The sequence below is a fragment of the Catenulispora sp. GAS73 genome, from assembly GCF_041262085.1.
Taxonomy (GTDB): domain Bacteria; phylum Actinomycetota; class Actinomycetes; order Streptomycetales; family Catenulisporaceae; genus Catenulispora.
In genome coordinates, this window is the sequence record NZ_JBGCCM010000010.1 from 103,207 (window position 1) to 124,592 (window position 21,386).

13 protein-coding genes are annotated in these 21,386 nt (G+C 72.9%); 5 read left to right on the forward strand and 8 right to left on the reverse strand.

What is annotated here, in order from left to right; genetic code table 11:
* Positions 1-4 precede the first annotated feature (4 nt).
* Positions 5-1,204, reverse strand: a complete 1,200-nt coding sequence (locus tag ABH935_RS17115; protein ID WP_370378877.1) for a serine/threonine-protein kinase — start codon at positions 1,202-1,204, stop codon at positions 5-7.
* Between the two features lie 282 nt (positions 1,205-1,486).
* Positions 1,487-1,747 (reverse strand): hypothetical protein, encoded by a 261-nt coding sequence (locus tag ABH935_RS17120; RefSeq protein WP_370378878.1) that lies wholly within the window; start codon positions 1,745-1,747, stop codon positions 1,487-1,489.
* 187 nt (positions 1,748-1,934) lie between these two features.
* Here ABH935_RS17120 and ABH935_RS17125 point away from each other — a divergent pair, with 187 nt between their 5' ends.
* The gene (locus tag ABH935_RS17125) at positions 1,935-2,822 is read left to right on the forward strand and encodes an SRPBCC family protein (RefSeq protein WP_370378879.1); all 888 of its coding nucleotides are present in this window, start codon (positions 1,935-1,937) and stop codon (positions 2,820-2,822) included.
* Positions 2,823-2,940: 118 nt separating this feature from the next.
* On the opposite strand, the gene ABH935_RS17130 is transcribed toward ABH935_RS17125, so the two are convergent.
* From ABH935_RS17130 to ABH935_RS17145, 4 genes are all read right to left on the reverse strand, one after another.
* Complete coding sequence (locus ABH935_RS17130) at positions 2,941-4,206, reverse strand: S8 family serine peptidase (protein WP_370378880.1); 1,266 nt, start codon at positions 4,204-4,206, stop codon at positions 2,941-2,943.
* Positions 4,207-4,237: 31 nt separating this feature from the next.
* Positions 4,238-6,451: a hypothetical protein gene (locus ABH935_RS17135; protein WP_370378881.1), complete on the reverse strand. Its 2,214-nt coding sequence runs from the start codon at positions 6,449-6,451 to the stop codon at positions 4,238-4,240.
* 225 nt (positions 6,452-6,676) lie between these two features.
* A complete protein-coding gene (locus tag ABH935_RS17140; RefSeq protein ID WP_370378882.1) occupies positions 6,677-7,465 on the reverse strand; it encodes a DUF4255 domain-containing protein in 789 nt (262 codons plus the stop codon).
* The gene (locus ABH935_RS17145) at positions 7,446-9,383 is read right to left on the reverse strand and encodes an ATP-binding protein (RefSeq protein ID WP_370378883.1); all 1,938 of its coding nucleotides are present in this window, start codon (positions 9,381-9,383) and stop codon (positions 7,446-7,448) included. Before ABH935_RS17145 ends, ABH935_RS17140 begins: the two co-directional genes overlap by 20 nt.
* Positions 9,384-9,600: 217 nt before the next feature.
* On the opposite strand from ABH935_RS17145, the gene ABH935_RS17150 reads away from it, so the two are divergent.
* Genes ABH935_RS17150 through ABH935_RS17165 form a run of 4 tightly spaced genes read left to right on the forward strand, consistent with a single transcriptional unit; the run spans position 9,601 to position 17,368 of the window.
* On the forward strand, positions 9,601-11,580 hold the full coding sequence (locus ABH935_RS17150) for an NlpC/P60 family protein (RefSeq protein WP_370378884.1): 1,980 nt from the start codon (positions 9,601-9,603) through the stop codon (positions 11,578-11,580).
* A 6-nt stretch (positions 11,581-11,586) separates the two neighbouring features.
* Positions 11,587-13,458 carry a dynamin family protein gene (locus ABH935_RS17155; RefSeq protein ID WP_370378885.1) on the forward strand — a complete coding sequence of 624 codons (1,872 nt, stop codon included), beginning with the start codon at positions 11,587-11,589 and terminating at the stop codon, positions 13,456-13,458.
* Positions 13,455-15,113: a dynamin family protein gene (locus tag ABH935_RS17160; RefSeq protein ID WP_370378886.1), complete on the forward strand. Its 1,659-nt coding sequence runs from the start codon at positions 13,455-13,457 to the stop codon at positions 15,111-15,113. The genes ABH935_RS17155 and ABH935_RS17160 overlap by 4 nt, the downstream gene beginning before the upstream one ends.
* Positions 15,110-17,368, forward strand: a complete 2,259-nt coding sequence (locus tag ABH935_RS17165) for a DUF4157 domain-containing protein (protein ID WP_370378887.1) — start codon at positions 15,110-15,112, stop codon at positions 17,366-17,368. The genes ABH935_RS17160 and ABH935_RS17165 overlap by 4 nt, the downstream gene beginning before the upstream one ends.
* Before the next feature lie 69 nt (positions 17,369-17,437).
* On the opposite strand, the gene ABH935_RS17170 is transcribed toward ABH935_RS17165, so the two are convergent.
* Together ABH935_RS17170 and ABH935_RS17175 are read right to left on the reverse strand one after the other, a co-directional pair.
* On the reverse strand, positions 17,438-18,907 hold the full coding sequence (locus ABH935_RS17170; RefSeq protein WP_370378888.1) for a hypothetical protein: 1,470 nt from the start codon (positions 18,905-18,907) through the stop codon (positions 17,438-17,440).
* A 49-nt stretch (positions 18,908-18,956) separates the two neighbouring features.
* Positions 18,957-21,374 carry a PASTA domain-containing protein gene (locus ABH935_RS17175; protein WP_370378889.1) on the reverse strand — a complete coding sequence of 806 codons (2,418 nt, stop codon included), beginning with the start codon at positions 21,372-21,374 and terminating at the stop codon, positions 18,957-18,959.
* Positions 21,375-21,386 lie beyond the last annotated feature (12 nt).

The following is a 21,386-nucleotide window of genomic DNA, read 5'->3' on the forward strand; positions in this document are numbered from 1 at the left end:
TTGGCTACAACGGCCGGAACCCGCACAGCGGGACTTCTGGCGTCGGCGCCGGACGCGATCGCCGCGACGCCGACCATCGCGAGGACGGCCACACCGCCACCAGGGCCGCGAGGGCCGCCAGCACCACCGAAAGCCGTCTGCCGAACGGCTGGGCGCTGGAGGCCGAGCGCGTGACCGCGGGCTGGATCCAGGCAGTCCGCTCGTCCGAGCCGAACACAGCCACCGCCTGCTCTTGCGACGGCTCCCCCGACGGCTCCGGCGCGAGACGCACGGGGCCGGGTCGGCCGAAGACCACCGCACACGCCCGGGCGTCGGGGCGCTCGGCCGGATCCCACGCCGTCATCTGTTCCAGCAGCTGCGACACCCCGCGCGGCAGGCCTTGAGGCACGCCCGGAAGCCGGTGCAGCCGTGCGACGGCCGACTCGGCCGGCGATCCCGGGTATTCGCGGTGGCCGGTGAGGCACTCGATGAGCACCAGCCCCAGCGCGAAGACGTCGGCCGCCGAGCCCGCACGGGCCCCGAGGACCTGCTCGGGGGCCAGGTAGGCGGCCGTACCCACGATGTCCCCGACCCCGGTGGTCCCGGCCGCGTCCGCCGCGAGGGACACCCCGAAGTCGGTCAGGCGCGCCAAGCCGTGCTCGTCGAGCAGGATGTTCGAGGGCTTCACATCGCGGTGGACCACGCCGGCGGCGTGGATGTAGGCCAAGGCGGCGGCCACGGACCGGCCGATGCGCATCGTGTCGGCGAACGGCACCGGTCCGGCGGCGATCAGGCCATGGAGCGTGGGGCCGGAGATGAGCTCCAGCGCCAGGTAAGGGCCCTGCGGAAGCTGCCCGAAGTCGAAGATCTCCACCAGGCCCGGGTGGTGCAGGCGGGCCAGCAGCCGCGCCTCGGTCACAAATCGCTGCTCCAGATCGGCGCTGGTACTGGCATCGGCGTCCCCATCCGCGTCGAGGCGGAACACCTTGAGCGCCACCGGCCGCCGCAGCCGCTCGTCCACCGCCCGGTAAACGAGCGCGGTCGCGCCGCGGCCCAGAACAGACCCCAGCCGGTAGCGTTGTGCGAACAGCTCCGCGGCCGGCGCGTCCGTATCACCGCCACCATGGCCGTCATGGATCGCCGACCCCGGATTGCCCAACCGTCGCACCAGAACCCCTGCCCGGGGCCGGTTCTCGGCCAGTTCTCCTTCAGACGTTCTCGCCATCCGGCTCCACCTCGGTTCGCCTGCTGACTGTCAGGCGCCACCGGGGTCCAGAGCGGCGTGAGCCCCGTCGGAGAGCGACGAGGTGGTGAGTTCGTATCTTCAAGCGTATTTCACCAGGCGCATCGCGAGGACGCTCTGGTGGTGCCGGGCCGAGCGGAGTATTCGATCGTCCGCACGCAGTCCGGCACCACCGGTCTCACGTCGTCAAGGAGCCTGGTGTGGCCGGCACCGTCGGCGGTCGCCCGGCCGACGGTCGCCCGGCCCACGGTTGCCCGCCCGACCTCACTTCGCCGCGGGCTTCGCCTTCTTCTTCGTACCGGCGGCGGCGCGCTTGGCAACACCCTGTGTCGCCACGCCGGCCTTGCCGGCGGTCTTCTTGGCCTTGCCGATGACCTGGCCTGCCGTGCCTTCCGCCGGCAGGTGCGGATCGCCCGCGGCCGCGCCGTCGCTCGTCTTGAACCGGCCCTTGGCGTCCCGGCCGGCACCCCCGGCCTTGCCCTTGACCTTCTTGGCAACGTCCTTGACCTTGCTGGCTGCACTCATGGCGGCCGTCCTTCCTATCGAGTCCCGCACAGCGGGATGCCCTCATCGCTGCCCACAACCGCCAGGAACATGCGCCCGCCGAGCGCCTTATCCCCGCGGCCTGTTCCCGGCACGGCGACGGGCTTGTTTGTGGTTGTGCGGCACGGGCAGCAGGAGGCTTCGCACGAACGAGGCAAGGGGCTCGGAAATGAGTGACGTGACCGAATCGGTCGACGTGAACGTGCCGATCAGCACCGCTTACAACCAGTGGACGCGGTTCGAGTCGTTCCCGGAGTTCATGAACGGCGTCGAGTCCATCAGCCGGATCGACGACCGGCACAGCCACTGGGTGACGAACGTCGGCGGGGCACGGCGCGAGTTCGACGCCGAGATCACCGAACAGCACCCCGACGAGCGCATCGCCTGGAAGAGCACCGACGGGGACACCAGCCATGCCGGAGTCGTGACGTTCCACCGGCTCGGCGACACCGAGACCAGGGTCACCGTGCGCCTCGCCTGGCAACCCCGGGGCCTGGTGGAGAAGGTCGGCAGCGCCGACGGGACGGACGGCCGCCAGATCAAGGCCGACACAGCACGGTTCAAGGAGTTCATCGAGCAGCGCGACACCGAGACCGACACCGGGACCGGTCGGCCGGGCGGTGACGACATCGACGACATCGTCGACGTCCTCCTCGCCCAGCACGAGCACGTCAAGGAGACCTTCGCCCGGGTCCAGGCGGCCTCCGGCGATGCCAAGGAGCAGCTGTTCGGCGAACTCATCACCCTGCTTCACACCCACGAGAGCGGCGAGCAGCAGGTCGTGCACCCCGTGACGCGCGCCGGCAAGCATGACGGCGGCGACCTGGTCGCCATGGCCTGCATCGCGGAGGAGAGACAAGCCGATCAGCGGATCGCCGAACTCAAGAAGCTCGGCACCGGCCACCCGCAGTTCGACGCCAAAATCGAGGCGTTCCACCAAGCCGTCCTCGCTCACGCCACTCACGAGGAGCAGGACGAGTTCCCGCGCCTCAGTCAGCTCCCCGCCGAACGCCGACAGGCGATGGCCGACGAACTCCGGACCGTGCAATCCGGGTAGCGCAGTATCCGGATACGCCGCGCCACCCTGAATCAGCTCCCGCACAAAGAGCTTTGTGCGGGAGCTGATTCAGGGTGAAGATCGAACTCCCGACCGCCGTCGCGCGGGACGGCCGGTCTCAGAAGTCTGCCAGGCCCCTCGGTGTTCCCCATCCGGTCGGACCGTCGTAGCCGACCACCGCGTTGCACTGGTAGTCGCCGCCGCAGTCCATGCCGCTCACCGAGTTGTTCCCGCCGACCACGTCGTTGAGGCCAGATGCGTGCGCGTACAGGTACGACGCGTCGGGGAACCGCCCCGGGTGTCCGCCGAGGGCGACGACACCGGCGAGGAACGGTGAGGAGGCGCTGGTGCCGCCGATGATGGCCCAGCCTCGGCAGCCCTGCGTGCAGTAGACGGCGGGGCCGGTGTTCGGGTCGGCGTCGGCTGCGACGTCGGCGACCATGCGTCCGGGGCAGTTCGGATCGGTCTGCCACGCCGGTTTGGCGAACCAGGCCGAGCATCCGCTGCCGGCCCCCGACCACGCCGTCTCGGACCAGCCGCGGGCGTTGGTCACGCGGGTCAGTGTGGTGCCGCCCGCGGCGATCACGCTGCTGTAGACGGCCGGGGCGCTGGCCGGCTGGAAGCCGTTGTCGCCGCTCGACGCCAGGATCGCGACCCCGGGATGGGAGTAGTGCGGGGCGAGCCGTGCCGAGTCGGAGCTTTCGGGACCGCCGTAGCTGTTGGAGACCTCGTTCGCTCCCAACGCCACCGCTTCGTCGACGGAAGCGGCGAGGTTGTCGGTGGTGGCGTCGTCCGCCTCGACGAGCAGGATGTGGCACTGCGAGCAGGCCGCCGAGACCATGTCCAGGTCGAGCGCGATCTCCACGCTCCAGCCCTGGTCGGGCGGGAGCGGCGTGGCGGCTCCGCGCTGGTTCGCCTTGGTGAAGCAGCCGTTGGCGGTGGTGCACGCGGGCAGACCGTAGGTGGTGCGGTAGACCGCGAGGTCGGCCTCGGCTGTCGCGTCGTCGCCCGCGTCGACGATCGCGACGGTCTGGTGCGCGCCGCCGGTGGCCGGGAGGCTGTAGGCGGCGCGCAGGTCGGTGGGGCTCAGGCCGGCCGGCAGCGTCGCGGCCGCCGCGGTGGCGCGACCGGCGGCCGGGCCCCGGACTCCGGTGCCGCCGTGGACGTCGGTCCGGATTCGGGCGAAGCAGCTCGCGTGGCCGGGGAGGGCCGTGGCGCACACGGGTACCGAGCGAGCCGCACCGGGCTGGGTTCCGTCGCTGTGCGCGGTTGTCGCTGTCGTCGTGGTCACCGCGCTCGCCGTCGGCGCGACTGATGTCGCCAAGCCGAGAACCGCGGTGACGCCGGCGGCCAGGAATGCCAGGACTCTTATTCGTGACTTCATGTCTGCGGGAATCTCCTTGCCGGCGCGCCGGTCAGCCGACGGTGTAGGGGTTGGTGACGGTCTGCGTGATCGAGCCGCCGATCGCGTCGGTCGCGGTGACGCGCACCGTGACCGAGGTCCCGGGCGCGGGGTTGCACCACTGCGCGACGTAGTGACCGACGGCGCCGAGGGTCGGCACGTCCTGCCAGCTGGTGCCGCCGTCGAAGGACACTGATACCTGCGCCGAGACCACCGGGGCGAGCGAGCCGTGCCCGCCGAAGGAGTGGTGGCCGACATCCAGGACCAGCACCTGGTTCCGGCCGGTCGAGACGTTGGTCTTCGACAGCGCGCCGTACTTGTAGCCGATGGTCAGGATCGGCATGATCTGGCACGGCGCCGACGGCTGGCCCGCGGCCCGGGCCGCCGGGCAGTAGTTCCCGTCCGGGAGCGTGGACCACGCGTCGGTCTTGCCGGTGTACTGGAACGTCACGTCGGTGTGCGTCTTCGTGGACTGCGTCGCTCCGGCCGGGCGGGAGGCGTCCAGGACCGCGCGGACGGTCGCCGGGCCGGCGCCGATGTTCGGCAGAATGATCTGCGGGGCCTGGAAGGGGCCGGACGGCTGGGAGACCTGCTGGCCGTTCCAGTAGAAGGCAGCGGTGGTCGTGTCGCCGATGCCCGCACCGATGGTGTCCGGGTTGCTGTCGCCGGTGTCGTCGAACTCAAGGTCCATGTTTCCGGCGCCGACACACGCCTGGCAGTCCTGGTCGGCCGCGGCCTCGGGGTAGCGGCCGAAGACCGGGGCGGACGGCGCCTTGGCCCAGGTGCGCTCCGAAACCTGACCGGCGTAGTACGTCTTCGCGCCGGACTGGAGGCCCAGTCCCTGCAGGCCGCCGGGCGCGCTCGCCCAGGGACCGCTGACGCCGGTCACCCAGCGCCCCGGGGTGAAGTACGACGTCGACTTCAGCGGCATGCCGGTTCCGAACATGAAGGCGTCTCCGGCGGTCGGCACCACCGGTGCGGCGTCGACGCCGCGTGTGGTGCCGGCGAGCGCCGGATCGGAGTCGATGTCCTCGGTCTCGGCCGCCAGGTCGCGGTCGACGAGGTGATGGGACTGGTCGGCGTCGATGTGGTCCGAGGGGAAGTCCATGAAGTACTGGTACTGGCTCTGGTTCGAGACGCCGCCGGCCGGGCCGGCCGCGGCCTCGAACGTGTCCATCAGGAACTTCCCGACCTTCGCCGCCGGCTGGGGCGACACCGTGATCGGCGTCGCGCCGGTGTAGATGAAGAACGATCCGAGCACGACGGCAGGGCCCTGTGTCGGCGTCCGCGTGATGCGCTGCATCTTGTCCTGCGGCGTCGAGGGCTGCTGCGTGGTGATGGAGACCGGCACGGTGGCGGTCCGCGCGTCCAGGGTCAGCGCCGGCACGTCGCCCGACGCGGGCACCGCGAAGTCGTTGACCGCGACCTGCGCGTCCGCGGTGATGTCGCCGATGGAGTCGTAGGAGTAGTCGCTCATGTAGGCGGCGTAGTTCCCGGCGGGCAGCGCGATCCGGGCGACGCCGTTCTCGACCGGCTCGCTCAGCGTCATGATCCGCGAGTCGTCGGTGTTGATCACCGTGACGTAGCCGTTGAGCGCGGCCCCGTCGGTCCCGACGGCGTTCACCTGCAGGATCCGCATCGGGTAGGCCGGGGTGACCGGCGTTCCGACACCGGCCAGCCGCATCGAGGCCAGACCGAGGAGGTCGCCGCTGCCCACGGTCCGGCCCGCGGCCTTGTCGGCGGCGATCTGCTGCCGCAGCGCGGCGGCGAACGCCGCCCCGGACGCCGGGGTCAGGTAGCCGGTGGCCGTCTGCCCGGCGACCGAGGTCAGGGTGACGCCGGCCGGCGCGCTCGGCGTCACCCCGGCCCGGAACGCGAGCGACACCGGAACCTGCCCGTTCGGCGCGGTGGCGGCGAGCCGGGTGACGTCGAACAGCGACAGGTCGAGCAGCCGGCCGGCGAACGGCACCGCCTCGGCCGGGATCAGATAGTTGTCGCCGTTCGCGCCGGTGAAGGTGCTGAAGGCGTTGCTCGGCCCGCCGGGCTGCACCCGCATGCCCGCCGGGGACACGGTGACGCTGTCACCGGTGGGCAGCACGACCTGGCCGGTCAGGCCCGATGCGGCCGGGGTCGCCGAAGGCGTGGCCCTGGCGACGTCAGCGGAGGCTCCCTCAGGCAGGACGGTGAGCGCCGCGAAAGCCGTCGCGGCGACACCCAAGGCCGCCACGCGGGCGATTCGAGTTCTATGGTTTCGCACCCTGATTCCCTCTGGTGAAGATCGGTGGGACGCACCCAATCAACCAGACAGGCACAGTCTCGGTCAGGGGCCTGATTTGGCGAGAACCCGACAGGGCCGGGAGCCAACCCGGCCGCTGGGCCAGCGCGTTCTCCTGCTGAGCGAAGCTTTCCACGCCCGGGCAGCACGCACGGCAGACAGTGTGAAGCCCCCCGGCTACCGCACCGGACCGCTGTCCCCGACCCGCCCCACGACGTCGCCCTCGACCCGCACCTCGTCTCCCGGCTCGGCCGGCACCAGGTACGTGCCGTCGGCGGCGACCGTCGTCGCGCCGTGGTCGGTGGACACCGGGGTGCCCGCCGGGTGCTCGCTGCGGCCGGCGACGTAGGTGCGGGCGTCCGTGCCGCCGCCGTCGGCCGGAGCGGCTGTGGCAGCCGGGGCAGCCGTCGTCGTCGTGGTGATCGTCAGTCGCTCGACCGGCGGGCCGGCCGGGGTCAGCAGCGCCGCGTCCACGGTGGCCGTGACCGTCAGGTCCAGGCCGGGCTTGAACTGGCCGCCGAGCGCTGACCAGAAATCAGAGTTGTCGCGGCCGTCGCCGGCGCCGATCTCGATCGCGGGCACCGGCTCGATGTCCTGATACGCGCCCTTCAGGTACGGCCGCTCCAGTTCGGAGTACTTCAGCAGCGCCACCAGTGCGGCGCCGAGGAGGGAGTGCTCGTCGCGGACGTCGGCCGTCCAGGCGGTGACCAGGTAGCGGCAGTCGACGCGCGGCAGCGGTGCGCGGCGGCTGAGGCGGCCGGCGGAGTCGCGGACCTCGACCATGCCGAGTTCGCCGTCCTTCAGGTTCCGGCGGACGTCCCACAGGTAGAGGTTGATCGTCGGGCGCGACACCTTCGCGGCCCAGTCCTTGTCCGGCGCGGCGAAGGAGATGTCGATCTCGCGTGCCGGGAGCGGCACCGCCGTGCGCAGGAATTCCTCCAGTGACTCATCGAGCAGATGGAACATCGTGATCCCCGTCCACGAGCGAGAAGTAGGGCCCGAAATCGACCTCGGTGCGCAGCCGCCCGAGTTTCTGGAACTCGCGCTTGAGCGCGAGGACGACCGTCTCCATGGTGATCCCGGCGCCGCCGGCCTCGGCGGCCAGGAACGCAGCGCCCAGGGCCGCGTTGCGGATGACGCCGCCGGTGATCTTGAACTGCCGGGCCAGATAGCCGAAGTCCAGGACGTCCACCGGCGCCGTGTCCGGGAACGCCTGCTCCCAGATGCGGCGGCGGTGGTCCTCGTCCGGGGCGGCGAAGTCGATGGACACCGAGATGCGGCGCAGGAACGCCTCGTCGATGTTGCGCTGCAGGTTGGTGGCCAGGACCACCAGGCCGTCGTAGGTCTCCAGGCGCTGCAACAGGTACGCGACCTCGATGTTGGCGTACCGGTCGTGCGCGTCGCCGACGTCCGAGCGCTTGCCGAACAACGCGTCGGCCTCGTCGAAGAACAGCACCAGGTCGCCGGCCGCGGCGGCCTGGAAGATCCGCTCCAGGTTCTGCTCGGTCTCGCCGATGTACTTGCTCACCACCGACGACAGGTCGACCTTGTACAGGTCCAGCCCGAGCTCGCCGGCGACCACCTCGGCCGCCAGCGTCTTGCCGGTCCCCGAGGGCCCGGAGAACAGCGCGACCACTCCCCTGGACGGCAGCGGCAGGAACCCCCACTCCCGGTAGACCACCCCGCGCCCGCGGCAGCGCGCCGTCAGCTCCCGCAGCCGGGCGGTCTCGTCGGCGGGCAGCACCAGGTCGGCCATCGTCCGCCGGGGGCGGACCCGCACCGCGAGCCCGTCGAGGTGCCCGCCGGCCAGGCGCCGCACGGCGTCCCCGATCCGGGCCGGGTCGCCGCCGCAGGCCGCGGCGACCAGCCGCAGCTGCTCGCGGGACAGCGGGTACGCCGGGTCCGGCGGCACGCCGAGCACCCGCCGCCAGTCCGCGGCGTCGGCGGCCTCGGACTCCAGCCGGACCTCGGACCACGGCCGCGCCGGCAGAGTGTCCAGCGCCAGCTCGCGCGGGGAGCTGAAGGCCCAGCTCAGCTCGGTCAGGGTCGCGACCCGGTCGGCGGCGGCCGGGTCCAGGGTCCCGGCAAGGCGCAGGAGCACGGCCCGGCCCCCCACCGCCGCCTCGCGCGCCACCGCGGACCACTCCTGCTCGGTGGCCGGCGGCCGGGTCACCAGCAGCCGGCGCCCGGGCCAGGCGCGGCGGACGGCGGCCAGCCGGCTGTCCGCGTCCGAACCGGACACCAGCAGCAGCTCGGGCTCCGCCGCCGGATCAGCGGCGCGCGGATCCGCGGCGTCCAGCCGGACGGCCCCCGCCGGCAGCCCGGGGTCGGGCGAGTCGTCGCCGGCCAGCGCCCAGGCGACGCGCTCGGCCGGCCAGCACATCCGGGTGGCCCACGGCCCGTCCGGCGCCGTCTGCACCAGCCCGGACCGCCGCAGCGGAGCGCCGGGCGCCAAGCGCCGGGCCGCGCCAGGCACCATCCGGTCCATGCTCGCCACGGTCAAGCGGGGCAGCTGGACGTTGTCCTGGATGTACGTGACCAGACGCATGCGATGCGGGGACATCTCCACGGCCGCCAGCACCGCGAGCACGCGAGCATCAACGCCGTTGAGGCGCGCGACGGCCACCAGGCGGGCGAAGTCGGATCCGGGCTCGTCGGATACGGCGGTCGCATCGGAGGCATCGGATGCGGTGAGTACGGCGGCTGACTCGGAAACCCGGAATGCGGCCGAGCCGTCGGCCAACGAGGTCTCGAACCACGCTTCCGCCTTGTCCATCACCGGCCGCAGCCTGGCTCGCACGGTGCCGACCTGCTCGGGCGAGGGACCCGTCAGACCTGGCAGCGTGGCCAGGATTTGCTCCGCCTCAATATCGTCCACATACATTCCGGCGAAATCCCTAGGGGATCTCCCCATAGCCACGCGACAAATCAACGCTTCGCGTTGCAGCAGCGTGTCGGCGAATGCCTCCCAAGGCGCAGTCCGGACCCGCCGCGACACGTCGTCGTCAGGCATTTCTCCCCCTCCCCCGCGCATCAGTGATCACCCTGATACGCAAGGAAAAGATACAACCAGACAACACCCGCGCATTACCCTTACATCTGTGCCCAGGATATCCGCTGAGATGATCTACGCCGTGGCGCGGCAGGCCGGTTTCTCCCCGGACCAGTCCGCGACCATGACCGCGGTCGCGCTCGCCGAATCCGGCGGGAATACCGGCTCGCACAACCCGGTCAACGAGGACAGCCGCGGATTGTGGCAGATCAACGCCCTGGCGCATCCCGATCTGCTGGCGCGATTCCCGAACTTGTACGACCCGGTGCAGAACGCCAAGGCCGCGTTCCTGGTCTCCAACGGCGGCAAGGACATGTCGCCGTGGACCACGACGCACGGCGGCGCGGCCGCGCGGTACCTGCGCTACCGGACCGACGCCGAGCAGGCGGCGATCGCGTACGGCGACGGCCCGGGCCACGGCGTCTGGACCGGCACCGCCGCGTACGGCGACCACGAGAGCGCGGGTTCGGCGACCGGTGGCGGCGCCGGGATCCACGCCGTCGCCGACCCGACCGGGAGCGTGTCCGCCGGCGGGCAGGTGACGATGACCGGCGCCCCGACCACCGAGGACCAGGCGATCGCGCCTCCGCCGACCACCACGGCCAACACGGCCAACACCGCCGCGCCGAACGCCGCCGCGAACCCCGATGCCGCGAACAGCACGAGCGCCGCGGACGGCTCCAACGCGGTGACTGTCGCCAACGCCGCCGCCACGCCGGACTCCAGCCTCGGCGCCGCGTCGGGGCACGACACCCGGCCGGGCGCGGACTACGGGATCCCGCTCGCCGCTCCGGCCACCGCGAGCGGGACCACGACCGGGACGGGGACCGGAACCGGACCGCAGACCCTTGACGCCCCCGGCCACACCGCGACCGCCGGCGGCGACGTCCGGCTCGGCGCGGACTACGGCATTCCGTTGGCGGGCAGCACGCCGGCCGCGGCGGCCACGCCGACGGCGCCCGCCACCCCGACCACGCCCACTACTCCGACGCAGCCGACGACACCAGTGACACCGACCGCGCCGGACTCCTCGACCACGCACGCGTCCGACCACACCGTGGCCCCGCCGGTTCCGACTATTCCGTCGCCGGCGACGCAGAGCGCTGACTCCGAACGCCTCCAGGAGTTCCTGCACGCGGCCGTGGCGCAGACGGGAGACCAGTACATATACGGCGCCAACGCGGATTTCAACAACCCGCACCCAAGCGCCTTCGACTGCTCGGACCTGGTCCAGTGGGCCACGCACCGGGTCGGCATCAGCATGCCGCGCACCGCCTCGGAGCAGTACGAGTTCCTCAAGCACGGCGGCCACGTGATCCCGGTGGACCAGGCCGTGCACACGCCGGGTGCGCTGCTGTTCAACTTCAGCTCGAATCCGGACGACGGGCAGCCCGCGCACGGCCACGTCGCGATCAGCCTCGGCGACGGCAAGACCATGGAAGCCCTCGGCCCCGCCTACGGAGTCGGCTCCTGGAACGCGAACACCACGCGGTTCAACTACGCCGCGGTGATCCCGGGGCTCTCCCCCGGCACCCCGACGGCCGCGGCGCCTGCGACCGCCGCTTCGGGCACGCCGGCCGCCGCGGCCCCGGCCGACACTCATCAAGCCGACGCTCATCAGCAGACCACTGGCAGCCTGGTGGACGACTTCGAAGCCCGACTCGCGGCCGATCCGCATGCGATGGACACGCACGCGTCGGTGCTCGACGCCAGTCAGCAAATGACCGCCGCGCCGAACGTCTCCACACCGGCCGCCCCGGCAGCGGATCATGCCACGGACATCGCGGCGGACCACAGCGCGGATCACGGCTCGGCAGACCATCATCTCGACACCGACCACCACGGCGGCGCGGACGGCACCGACCACCACGACACCACGGACCACGACAGCACCGACCACACCGCCGCGGACGCCGTCGACCACACCGACCCCGCGCTGGCGAGCGCCATGCTCTGGTATCCGGAGCCCGACCAGCACGCCGATCACCACGTCGACCACGGCGACGTGCACGACGCGGGCATCCACTGAAGTCCCATGGACCAGGTGAGCGACCAGGTGAGCGACGCCGCCCGCACCGTCGAGCTGGTGCGCCTGCTCGACGAGTCCGCCGCGCGCGCCCGCGCCGCCGAGCGTCCGGACCTGGCCGAGAAACTGGCGCTGAGCAAGCGGCGGCTGGCCTCCGGGGCGTGGAACGTGCTGGTGGCTGGGGAGTTCAAGCGGGGCAAGAGCACGGTGCTCAACGCGCTGCTCGGGGTGCCGGTGTGCGGGAGCGATCCGGTGGCGCACACGGCGGTGCCGACCGTGGTGCGGTACGGGGCGACCGCCGAGGCCTGCGTCCGTGCCGAGGGCCCCTGGGAGACCGTGCCATCCGAACACGCGCCGTCCGAAGGCGCGCCGGTCCCGATCGACGTCCGCGCCGCCGCCGACCACGCCCTGCGCGGCACCGACGACAGCGGGAACCCGCTGCGGACCGTCGAGATCACGCTCCCCAGGGAACTGCTCCGCGACGGCCTGGTGCTGCTGGACACCCCGGGCATCGGCGGCGGGTTCGCCGCGGCCGGCGCGGCGGCCGCGATGCGCGCGCTGTCGCTGGCGGACGGCGTGATCGTGGTGACCGACGCCTCCCAGGAACTGACCGCGTCAGAGGTCGAATTCCTCCGGCACGCGGCGGCGGTGTGCCCGAACGTGCTCTGCGTCATGACGAAGATCGACCTGTATCCGCAGTGGCGGCGGATCCTCGACCTGGACCGCGCGCACCTGCGGGACGCCGGGATCCGGGCGGAGATCGTCGCGGTGTCGGCGCCGCTGCGCGAGCTCGCGCTCGACACCGGCGACCCGGCGCTGCTGGCCGAGAGCGGGTTCCCGGTGCTGGTCGACCGGATCGGCTCGCAGCTGTTGGCCCGGCGCGCCGAGCGGGCCCGGCAGCAGGCCGCGGCGGCGGTGCACGGCGCGCTGCGGCAGCTGTCGGACGCCCTGTCCACCGAGCACCCCGCGCTCACCGAGCCGGATCAGCGTGCGGAGACGCTGCGCCGCGTCGAGGACCGGCGGCGGCGCGCGCTGGCGGTGTCCGGGGCGCAGGCCTCGCGCTGGCTGAACACCGTCAACGACCGGTTCGCCGACATCCAGGCCCGGGTCGACGCCGACCTCGCCGAGGCCTGCCGGCGCCTGGAGGCCGAGGCCGGCAAGCGGATCAAGGAGTCCGATCCGACCCGGGACTGGCCGGAGATCACGCCGTGGCTGCAACGCCGCACCAACCAGGAGCTCACCGACGTCCACACCCGGCTGCTCGCCCTGATCGACGAGGCGGCCGGCGAGGTCTCGGCGCTGTTCGACGCCGGCGCCGAGGACGTGGGCGCGGTGGCGCGGGGCGCCGGCGGGCCGGCCGGCGGCCTGACGCTGAGCCGGCTCGACGGCCGGGGCGCCGGCAAGCTGGAGGTCGGGATGCAGGCCGCCCGGGGCTGGTCGCTGTCCAGCTCGGTGGTGACCACGCTGCTGGTCACCACGCTGCATCCGGGGTTCCTGATCGCGCTGCCGATCACCGCGGTCCTGGGCACGGCGTTCGCGGCCAAGGCGGTCGGCGGCTACCGGACCGGCCGGCTGGACGCCGCGCGCGGCGAGGCCGGCCGCGCGGTGGCGGCGTATCTGGGCCAGTCGCGCGCCGACGCCGCCCGCGCGGCCGCCGATCTCATCCGGCACAGCCGGGGCCGGGTCCGGGACTACTTCCTGGACCAGAGCGCGGAGCTGACGGCGTCGGTGCGGCAGGAACAGCAGGCCGCGGAGCGCGCGGCGTACGCCGACCGGCAGGCCGCCCAGACTCGGACGGAGCAGGCGCGCAGCGAGGTGACCGAGGTCTCGCGGCTGCTGGCGCAGGCCGAGCGGCTGGCCGGAGCGGGGAGTGTCCGGTGACGGGAGCGATGGGGCCGGCTTGGCCGACTTGGCCGGACGGGCCGGCGGGGCCGAGCGGGCCGGCGGGAGCGACCAGCACGACCGGCGCGGCCAGCGCAGCCGACACGAATCCGTCCACCGCCCTCGCATCCCGGGTACGGACCCTGCTGGACGAAGCCGCGCGCACCTACCGGGGCCGCCCCGGCGGCAGCACCCTGACCTCGGTGGCCGCCCGGCTGGACGGGCCGCTGCGCGTGGCCATCGTCGGCCGGGTCAAAGCTGGGAAGTCGACCCTGCTCAACGCGCTGGTCGGGGCCCGGATCGCGGCCACCGACGCCGGCGAGTGCACCCGCGTCGTCACCTGGTACGAGCACGCCGCCGCGGCGTCCGCGACCGCCTTCGGCCGCTCCGGCCCGCCGGCCGGGCTGCCGCTGGACCGCACCGAGCGGGGCTGGGCCCTGGACCTCGGCGGCCGGCGGCCGCAGGACGTGGACCGCGTCGAGGTCGGCCTGCCGAGCCCGCAGCTGCGCACCATGACCCTGATCGACACCCCCGGCCTGGGCTCGCTCACCGAGTCGGCGGGCCGGCGCACCGAGGAGTTCCTGGACGACACCGGCCAGGTGGACGCGGTCCTGTACCTGCTGCGGCACCTGCACGCCAGCGATGTCGACTTCCTCGACGCCTTCCGCGATCCGGCGTCCGACCGGACCGGACCGGTCCACGCCGTCGGCGTGCTCTCCCGGGCCGACGAGCTCGGCGGCGGCGTGCCCGGCGCCCTGGAGTACGCGGCGCAGGCGGCGGCCGGGTACCGGTCCGACCCGCTGCTGCGCGGCCTGGTGTACACCGTCCTGCCGGTCGCCGGCCTGCTCGCCGAGGCCGCCGCCGCGCTCACCGCGGCCGACCTCGCCGACCTGGTCGCGCTGGCCGACGCGGGCCCGGCGGCGACGGCTGCGCTGGTCCTGTCCGCGACCCGGTTCTGCGCGCCCTACAACGCGGTGCCGGTGCCGCCGTCCGGCCGCCGGCGGCTGCTCGACACGCTCGGGCTCTTCGGGGTCCGGCTGACCCTGTCGCTGATCCGGGACGGGGTGCGTGACGCGGAAGCGCTGCGGGCCGCGCTGCACGATCGCAGCGGTCTGACAGAGCTGCGCACCCTGCTGCTCAGCCAGTTCGCCGAGCGCCGGGACGTGCTGAAGGCGGACGGAGCACTCCGGGCCGTGGAGAGCGTGGCCCGCCTCGACCCGGTCCCGGGCGCGCGCCGGCTGCTGCAGGAGGCGGAACGGATCCGCGGCGGCGCGCACGAGCTCGCCGAGCTCCGGCTGCTCGGGGAGCTGCGGCTGGGCGCGGTCGCCGCGCGCCCGGAACTGCTGGCGGCGATGGAGCGGCTGCTCGGCGGGCAGGGCACGACTCCGGCCGCGCGGCTCGCGCTGGCCCCGGACAGCTCGCCGCAGGACGCGCTCGGGCAGCTGATCGGGCTGCACCGGGACTGGACGCGGACGGCTCAGGACCGGCTGTCGGATCCGAGCCTGGCACGGGCGGCCCGGGTGCTGCAGCGGACGTGCGAGGGGCTGGTGCCGCAGGTCCGGGCGCTGGCGGCGGCCACACCGACGGCGAGCGCCCGCGCCACGAATTCGAGCCCTGACCATCCTGGGCCCGGACACAGAGGGGGATCGACATGAATGTGCGCAGGCGGCTCACCGAGCCGGCTCACGACCACACCGGCCGACAGGCCGACCACACCGGCCCGACGTCCGGTCCGACGTCCGCCCCGGCGCCCGCGCCGGCCCTGGACGTCCAGGCACCGGTACCCGTCCCGGCCGACGCGGGCAACGCCGCCATCGGCCGCCTGCTCCGCTCGGCCCAGGGCCGGGCGAGCGCGCCGGACGGCTTCGCCGACCGGCTGCCCTCCGGCGGACAGCCGATCCCCGAGCAGCCCCGCCGGGACCTGGAGTCCGGCCTGGGCGTCTCGCTGTCGTCGGTGCGGCTGCACACCGACACCGTGTCCGCGTCGATGGCCTCTGACATCAGCGCGCAGGCGTTCACCGTCGGCCAGGACGTGTACTTCGGCCGGAACCAGTACGACCCCGGCTCCTCCAGCGGCTACTGGCTGCTCGCCCACGAGGTCACGCACACTCTCCAGCAGGACAGCGGACCCTCGCTGGCCAGCGAGATGACGGTCAGCGATCCGGCGGACCGGGCCGAGCGGGACGCGGACACGGTCGCCGATGCGCTGCTGGCGCGGCGCAGCCCCGCGGGCGGCGGTGCCGGAGGTGGCGCTGGTGCCGGTGCCGACGCCGGCGGCCCCGGCGCGGCGCCGGTCGTCGTGCCCAACGGCACTGGCGCCTGCCTGGCCCGGCACTCGTCCTGGGAGCACACGATGCTCGGCGACGCCACGCCGGCCGATCTGAGCTCGGCGGCCGGTCCGAACGTCAACCTGAACAACCGCCGGCATCTGCTCGACATGCTGGAGAAGCGGATGCTGTTCTTCAGGGACAACCCCAGGGGCAACCCGACCGGCGAGAAGGACTTCGCGGACATCCGCTGGATCCAGTTCCGGGGCAGCGGCCTGTGGGCCAGCAACGGCGAGGTCAACGCGCTGTCGGACTACCTGCCGGACCCGTCGGTGGCCGACTCGATGTCGGCCGAGGAGCTGATTCCGGTCCTGCAGAAGATGCGCGACGGCATCGCGAGCGCGGCGTACAAGCACGGCAGCGGGGCCCAGGGCGTGGCCGGCGTGGTGAACTGGATCGGCGACAAACTCGGCCTGAGCGACTACAGCCCGGGCATGGAGGGGATGGCCACCCACTGGATGGAGTTCATCGGCTTCGAGAGCCTGGACGCGGCCGGCGAGGTCAGCGCCATCGACGACGCCACGGCGCAGTTGGGCACCGACCGGTACAAGGGCCTGCTGTCCCGCAACGCCTGCCACTTCGCGCCGTACTCGTGGCACCGCTGGGAGGAGTTCCACAACGAGGCGGTCGAGGAGGCCAAGGCGCACTTCGACAGCCGGGCCGGCACCGTCCCGCTGAACATCTCGGTGGACGTGGCCGAGCACGCCCGGCAGGCGCTGCTCAAGAACGGCTACGGCGACCACTTCCTGGAGGACTCCTTCGCCGCCGGGCACCTGATCAACAAGACCCTGGTGATGCAGTGGTGGCTGGAGTTCCTGGCCGGCAAGAAGGACCCGAACAACGGCGAGCCCAGCGAGGCCGTGAAGTACGCGATGCCCTCTTACATGCAGCCCGGCCTCGCCGCCCGGGACCTGTACCGGCCGCCGTCGGAGGACGCGCCGACCAACGAGCACCAGCGCCTCGACGGCCACGGCGTCACCGACCCGCAGACCGCGCAGGAGCGGGCCGGCTACGACAACCGGGTCGAGGGCACCGGCGTGACCGGCTCGACACCCGAGGAGCGGGACGCGAACTACCAGCTCTACCTGGAGTTCCTGAACAACGCGCAGGCGCAGGCCGCGGCCGGGTTCGTCCACGACGCGCTGAACAAGATCGGCCTGGTCGTCGTCAACGGCAAGGGCGAGCAGTTCACGACCGGCGGCGACGATACCCTGCTCAGCAAGTCCGACGAGGCAGGCGCGGCAGCCGCCGGCACCGCGGCGTCGATGTCCCGCCAGCGCATCGAGGATTTCCTCAACAAGGGCCACTCGGACGTGAAGGTCGACGACATCTTCGCCCACGTGCCGGTCGCGGTGCTGGAGGGCGACACTCCGGTGCCGATCGAGCAGTGGCAGGACGACTTCCTGTACAAGCGGTGCCTGGGGACGTACTTCCCCGACTACTACGACTCCGTCAAGGCCACGGTCATCGGCAACCTCTCCCCGACCATGGTCGATCAGGGGATCTCCAAGGACTCGCCGGGCGCGCCCCGACTGCCGGCCGGGGACTTCCCGACGTCCGCCGGGGGCGCGCGGATGGGGTGAGGCAGGCGTGACGGCGGCGCCGTCCCGGTCGGGGACAGCGCCGCCATGTTCAGGACGGCGGCGCCGCGCTCACGACGACGACGGCGCCGCAGCCGCAGCCGCCACGTAGCTCAGGGACTTGATGATCGTCGGGTCCTTCGCCGTCTGCGCGGCGTCGGCGTGGCCGAAGGTCACGGACACGATCCCCGCGCCGGCCGGCGCCTGGTAGGTGATCGGCGTCGCCGCACCGGCCGGCATCGGCATCGCGCGCTTGTCGGTGCTGCCGTCGCTGAGTGTCACCGTCAGCGCGAACTGGGCGCCGTCGCCGAAGGCCCGCAGGGTGACCGACGTGGCCGGCGCGGCGAAGTCCATGCGGACCGGCAGCTGGTTGCACAGGTCGACGCCGGCCGGGCGGGCGCTGGTGAGGAATCCGCCCTCGACCGGGCGGGTGCGCAGGGCGAGCGCGGTCGCGTCGGCGCAGGCCGGCGGCGCGTTCGAGGTGTCGACCGACAGCTTGACGCCGGTCTTGGCGGCGTAGGCGTCGCCGGCGATGATCTGGTCGCCGTCGGCCTGGCCGTCGGCGGTGCGGCTGAAGTCGAGCAGAACGGTTCCGCCCGGTGCGGGGGCGCCGACGCCGCCGCCCGACGAGGATGACGAGGCTCCCGCCGGCGGGGCCCCGGTGCCCGACGGCGCTCCGGCGGGCGAGGACGGCTGCGCCGCACCGCCCGAGTGCTGCGCGCCCAGGGCCGAGGACACGATTCCGGACAGCGACGCGGTGGGCGGCACCGGATGCGCGGCCTGCTGCTTCGCGTGCCGGATCAGCGCCGCGCCGCCCACGGTGACGCCGGCCATCGCGGCCAGCGCGCCGGCGAACTTCGCGACCTTGAGCCAGCCGCCCGCGATCTGCGCGGTCTGCACGAACGTCAGCGTCTTGTCGACGGTCAGCCCGTCGGCGTGCGCGTGCACAGTCAGGGTCCTGCGGACCTCCGCGCCGGTCAACGGCCGGTCAGCGCGGACCAGCAGCCGCGAGTTCGCCGCCGTGCCCGGCGGCAGGCGCAGCTGCCGCGGCTCGAAGACGAAGTCGACGCGGTTCTCCGGGTCGTCGCCGGCCAGGGTCACCGCGAGCGGCACGTTGCCCTCGTTGGCCACGGTCACCGCGAAGTCGCCGGTCGCCCCGCCGGTCGCCACCTCGGGACGGACCGCCGCGCTCAGCACCGGCACCGCGTGCAGGTCCAGCACCACCTCCTCGCACCGGGACACGGTCCGCTGGTACGGCGAGGTCACCAGGATCCCCAGCACGTACCGGCCGGCGACCGGGCCGGCCTGCGCGGGGATGGCGATCCGGCCGCGCACCGTGCCGCTCTCCCGGGGCCGCAGCATCAGCGGCGTGGCCGGATCGCCGGCGAACAGCTCCGCCGGCAGCCCGACGAGCGCCGCGGTGAAGTGCTCGACAACCTCGCTGGCGTTCTGGACGGTGATCTCGACGTCGGCGGACTCGCCGGGCCCGAGCGCGATCGCGTCGGGCACCACGGTCACGCGGACATCTGTCGTGGTGGTCATGATGTCGTGGTGGTCATGATGGGGATCCGTCTCTCATCTCGCGTTGTCATCAGGGCCCGAAGGTCATGGCCGCCCACGACGCCCAGCACTGGCCGACCGAACCGTGCGCGTCCACCCGCAGGTCGAGGGTCGTGGCGCCGGCGATCGACGACAGGTCGACGTCGGCCTGGATCACCTTCGCGTCCGCGGCCTTGAGGTCCCAGGAACCGAGCTGCTGGCCGATGGGGCCGTAGAGACGGAAGGTCACGTTGGCCGGACCCGGAGGTCCCTGCTTCGGCGCCATGAAGCCGAGCGTGGCCCGGAAGTGGTCGCCGGCGATGACCGCCCGGGGCAGGTTGTAGACACCGTTGATGAAGCCGTTGTCCACCCACTGCGGGTGGGTTTCAAGGAAGTTGCAGAAGGGCTGGCCCGAGGTGAAGTAGTAGCAGTCCGAGCCAGAGTGGATCAGGGCGAACCCCGTGGCGTCGGTGCCGGTGCCGGGGCACGGCAGCGGCCCGGCACCGGAGGACCAGGTCGCGGAGTCGCAGGCGTGCGCGACCATGTCCCACGGCGCCGCCGGTCCCGAGGACACGGTCAGGGCCACCGAGCTGCCCCACGCCACGGTCCCCCCGCCGACGGGTGTCTGCTTCATGACCTGGCCGACCGGGACCGAGTTGTCGATCACCATGGCGATCGTGGAGGTCAGTCCGGCGCCGGCGATCTGCTGCTGGGCGGTGGTCTCGTCCGCGCCGACCACGTTCGGCACCGTGGCCGTGTCCGGGTGGTTGACCGTGAGGCTCACCGCGGTCTGCGCCTTCCGGCCGTCGGCCAGCACGGCGCTCACCGTGACCTGGAACGTCTGCTGGGTCGCGCCGGGCGGCCGGGCCCAGGCGTGGCTCACGGCGGATCCGTCGCCGGACTGGTTGTCGCCAAAGGTCCAGTGCGCGCCGGTGATCGCGGTGCCGTCGCCGGCCGCGACCGCCAGGTTCTCGGTCTGGCCGAACTTCACGCTCGGGTTGGACAGCGTGATCGCCAGCGAGGCCGGCGGTTTCGTGGGCGAGGGAGTGCTCGTGGGGGTGGAAGGCGGGGAAGAAGCCGTGGACTTGGAAACCGACGACGGCGTCCCGGGCAGGGACGGCGTGCTCGACGCCAGGATCGGCGGCGTCGAGGGCTCGGTCGGCTGCGGCGGGGTCGGCGTGGCCGTGAAAGCACTGCTGGCGGACGTCGGCGGGCTCTGCGTCGGCTTGCTCGGCGGGGTCGTGCTCGGCGAGGTCTTGGACGGCGGCGCCGAGGTCGGCTTGGCCTGCTGCGGCGCCGACGGCGCCGCGCTCGACGGCTGGTGGCCGGGCAGGCCCTTGGTCGGGTCGGCCGGGTCGTACTTGGCGACCTGGGTGACGGCGCCGTCCAGGCTGATCACGCCGGCGTGCTCGCTGTTCGGGTCGTTGAAGAACACGATGCCGTCGCGGGTCAGCAACTGGAACCTGGTCGCCGGACCGAGCACCTGGGCGGTGGCCACGACGGTGTGCTGGCCCAGATCGATCACCCAGACCTGGCCGGTGGTGTAGTCGGGCACGAACACCCGGTCGCCGGACTCGACGGCGGCGCCGAGGTCGTTGCCGCCACTGTCCAGCGGGACCGCCTCGGAGCAGTTGTGCGCGGACAGGTCGCAGATGTCGAGCACGCCGCGCGAAGCCACCACGTAGAGCCGGTTCGCGTGCGGCGAGCCGCTGACCGCCACGGTGTCGCTGGGCCGCAGGTCCAGGTTCAGCGTGCCGCTCGGCGAGCCGTCGGCGGGGTCCACTGTGATCGCCCTGCGCCCGGCGGTGTCCACCACCACCGGCTTGCCGTTCACCATGGCCATCAGGTCCTTCCCGGGCGCGGCCACGCCCCGGTGGACCTCCTTGGCGCCGTCGGCGACCCGGGTCAGGTCGCCGGTGGCGTCGTCGACGAGCCACAGCCGGCCGGCGTCGTCCAGCGTCGCGGTCCCCGCCGACAGCTGCGCCGCCAGGGACTGCTGAGCACTGGTCGGCTCCAGGGTGCGGGCGTCGACCGTCGCCACCAGGCCACGCTCGGTGTCCAGGACGTAGACGTGCCGGGAGTCGGCGAAGGCGGTCAGCCCCGAGGTCGCATCGGCGATCGGCGTGGCCGGAGCGCTGGGGGAGAACGTCGCGCCGTCCACACGGCGCAGCGTGTCGGCGGTCTCGTCGATCGCGTACGCGGTCGAGCCCTGCTGCACCACGTCCAGGACATGCCCCGCTTGTGCGGCCTGCACCTGCGCCGCCACCTCGGCCGAAGCCCCGTCCAGCAACGTCAACTGCCCGGCCTGAGACGAGGCCAGCCACGCCGACCCCGGTAGCAGGTGGACGCTCTGCACCGGGTAGCCGTGGCCGGAGCCGAGGAACACGGCCAGGCCCACGGCACCGGCCACACCGATGCCGTACGTGCCGGTGCGCACCGCGTGCTTGCGCGAGAACCAGGCAGTCTTCATGGCCGGCCCCTC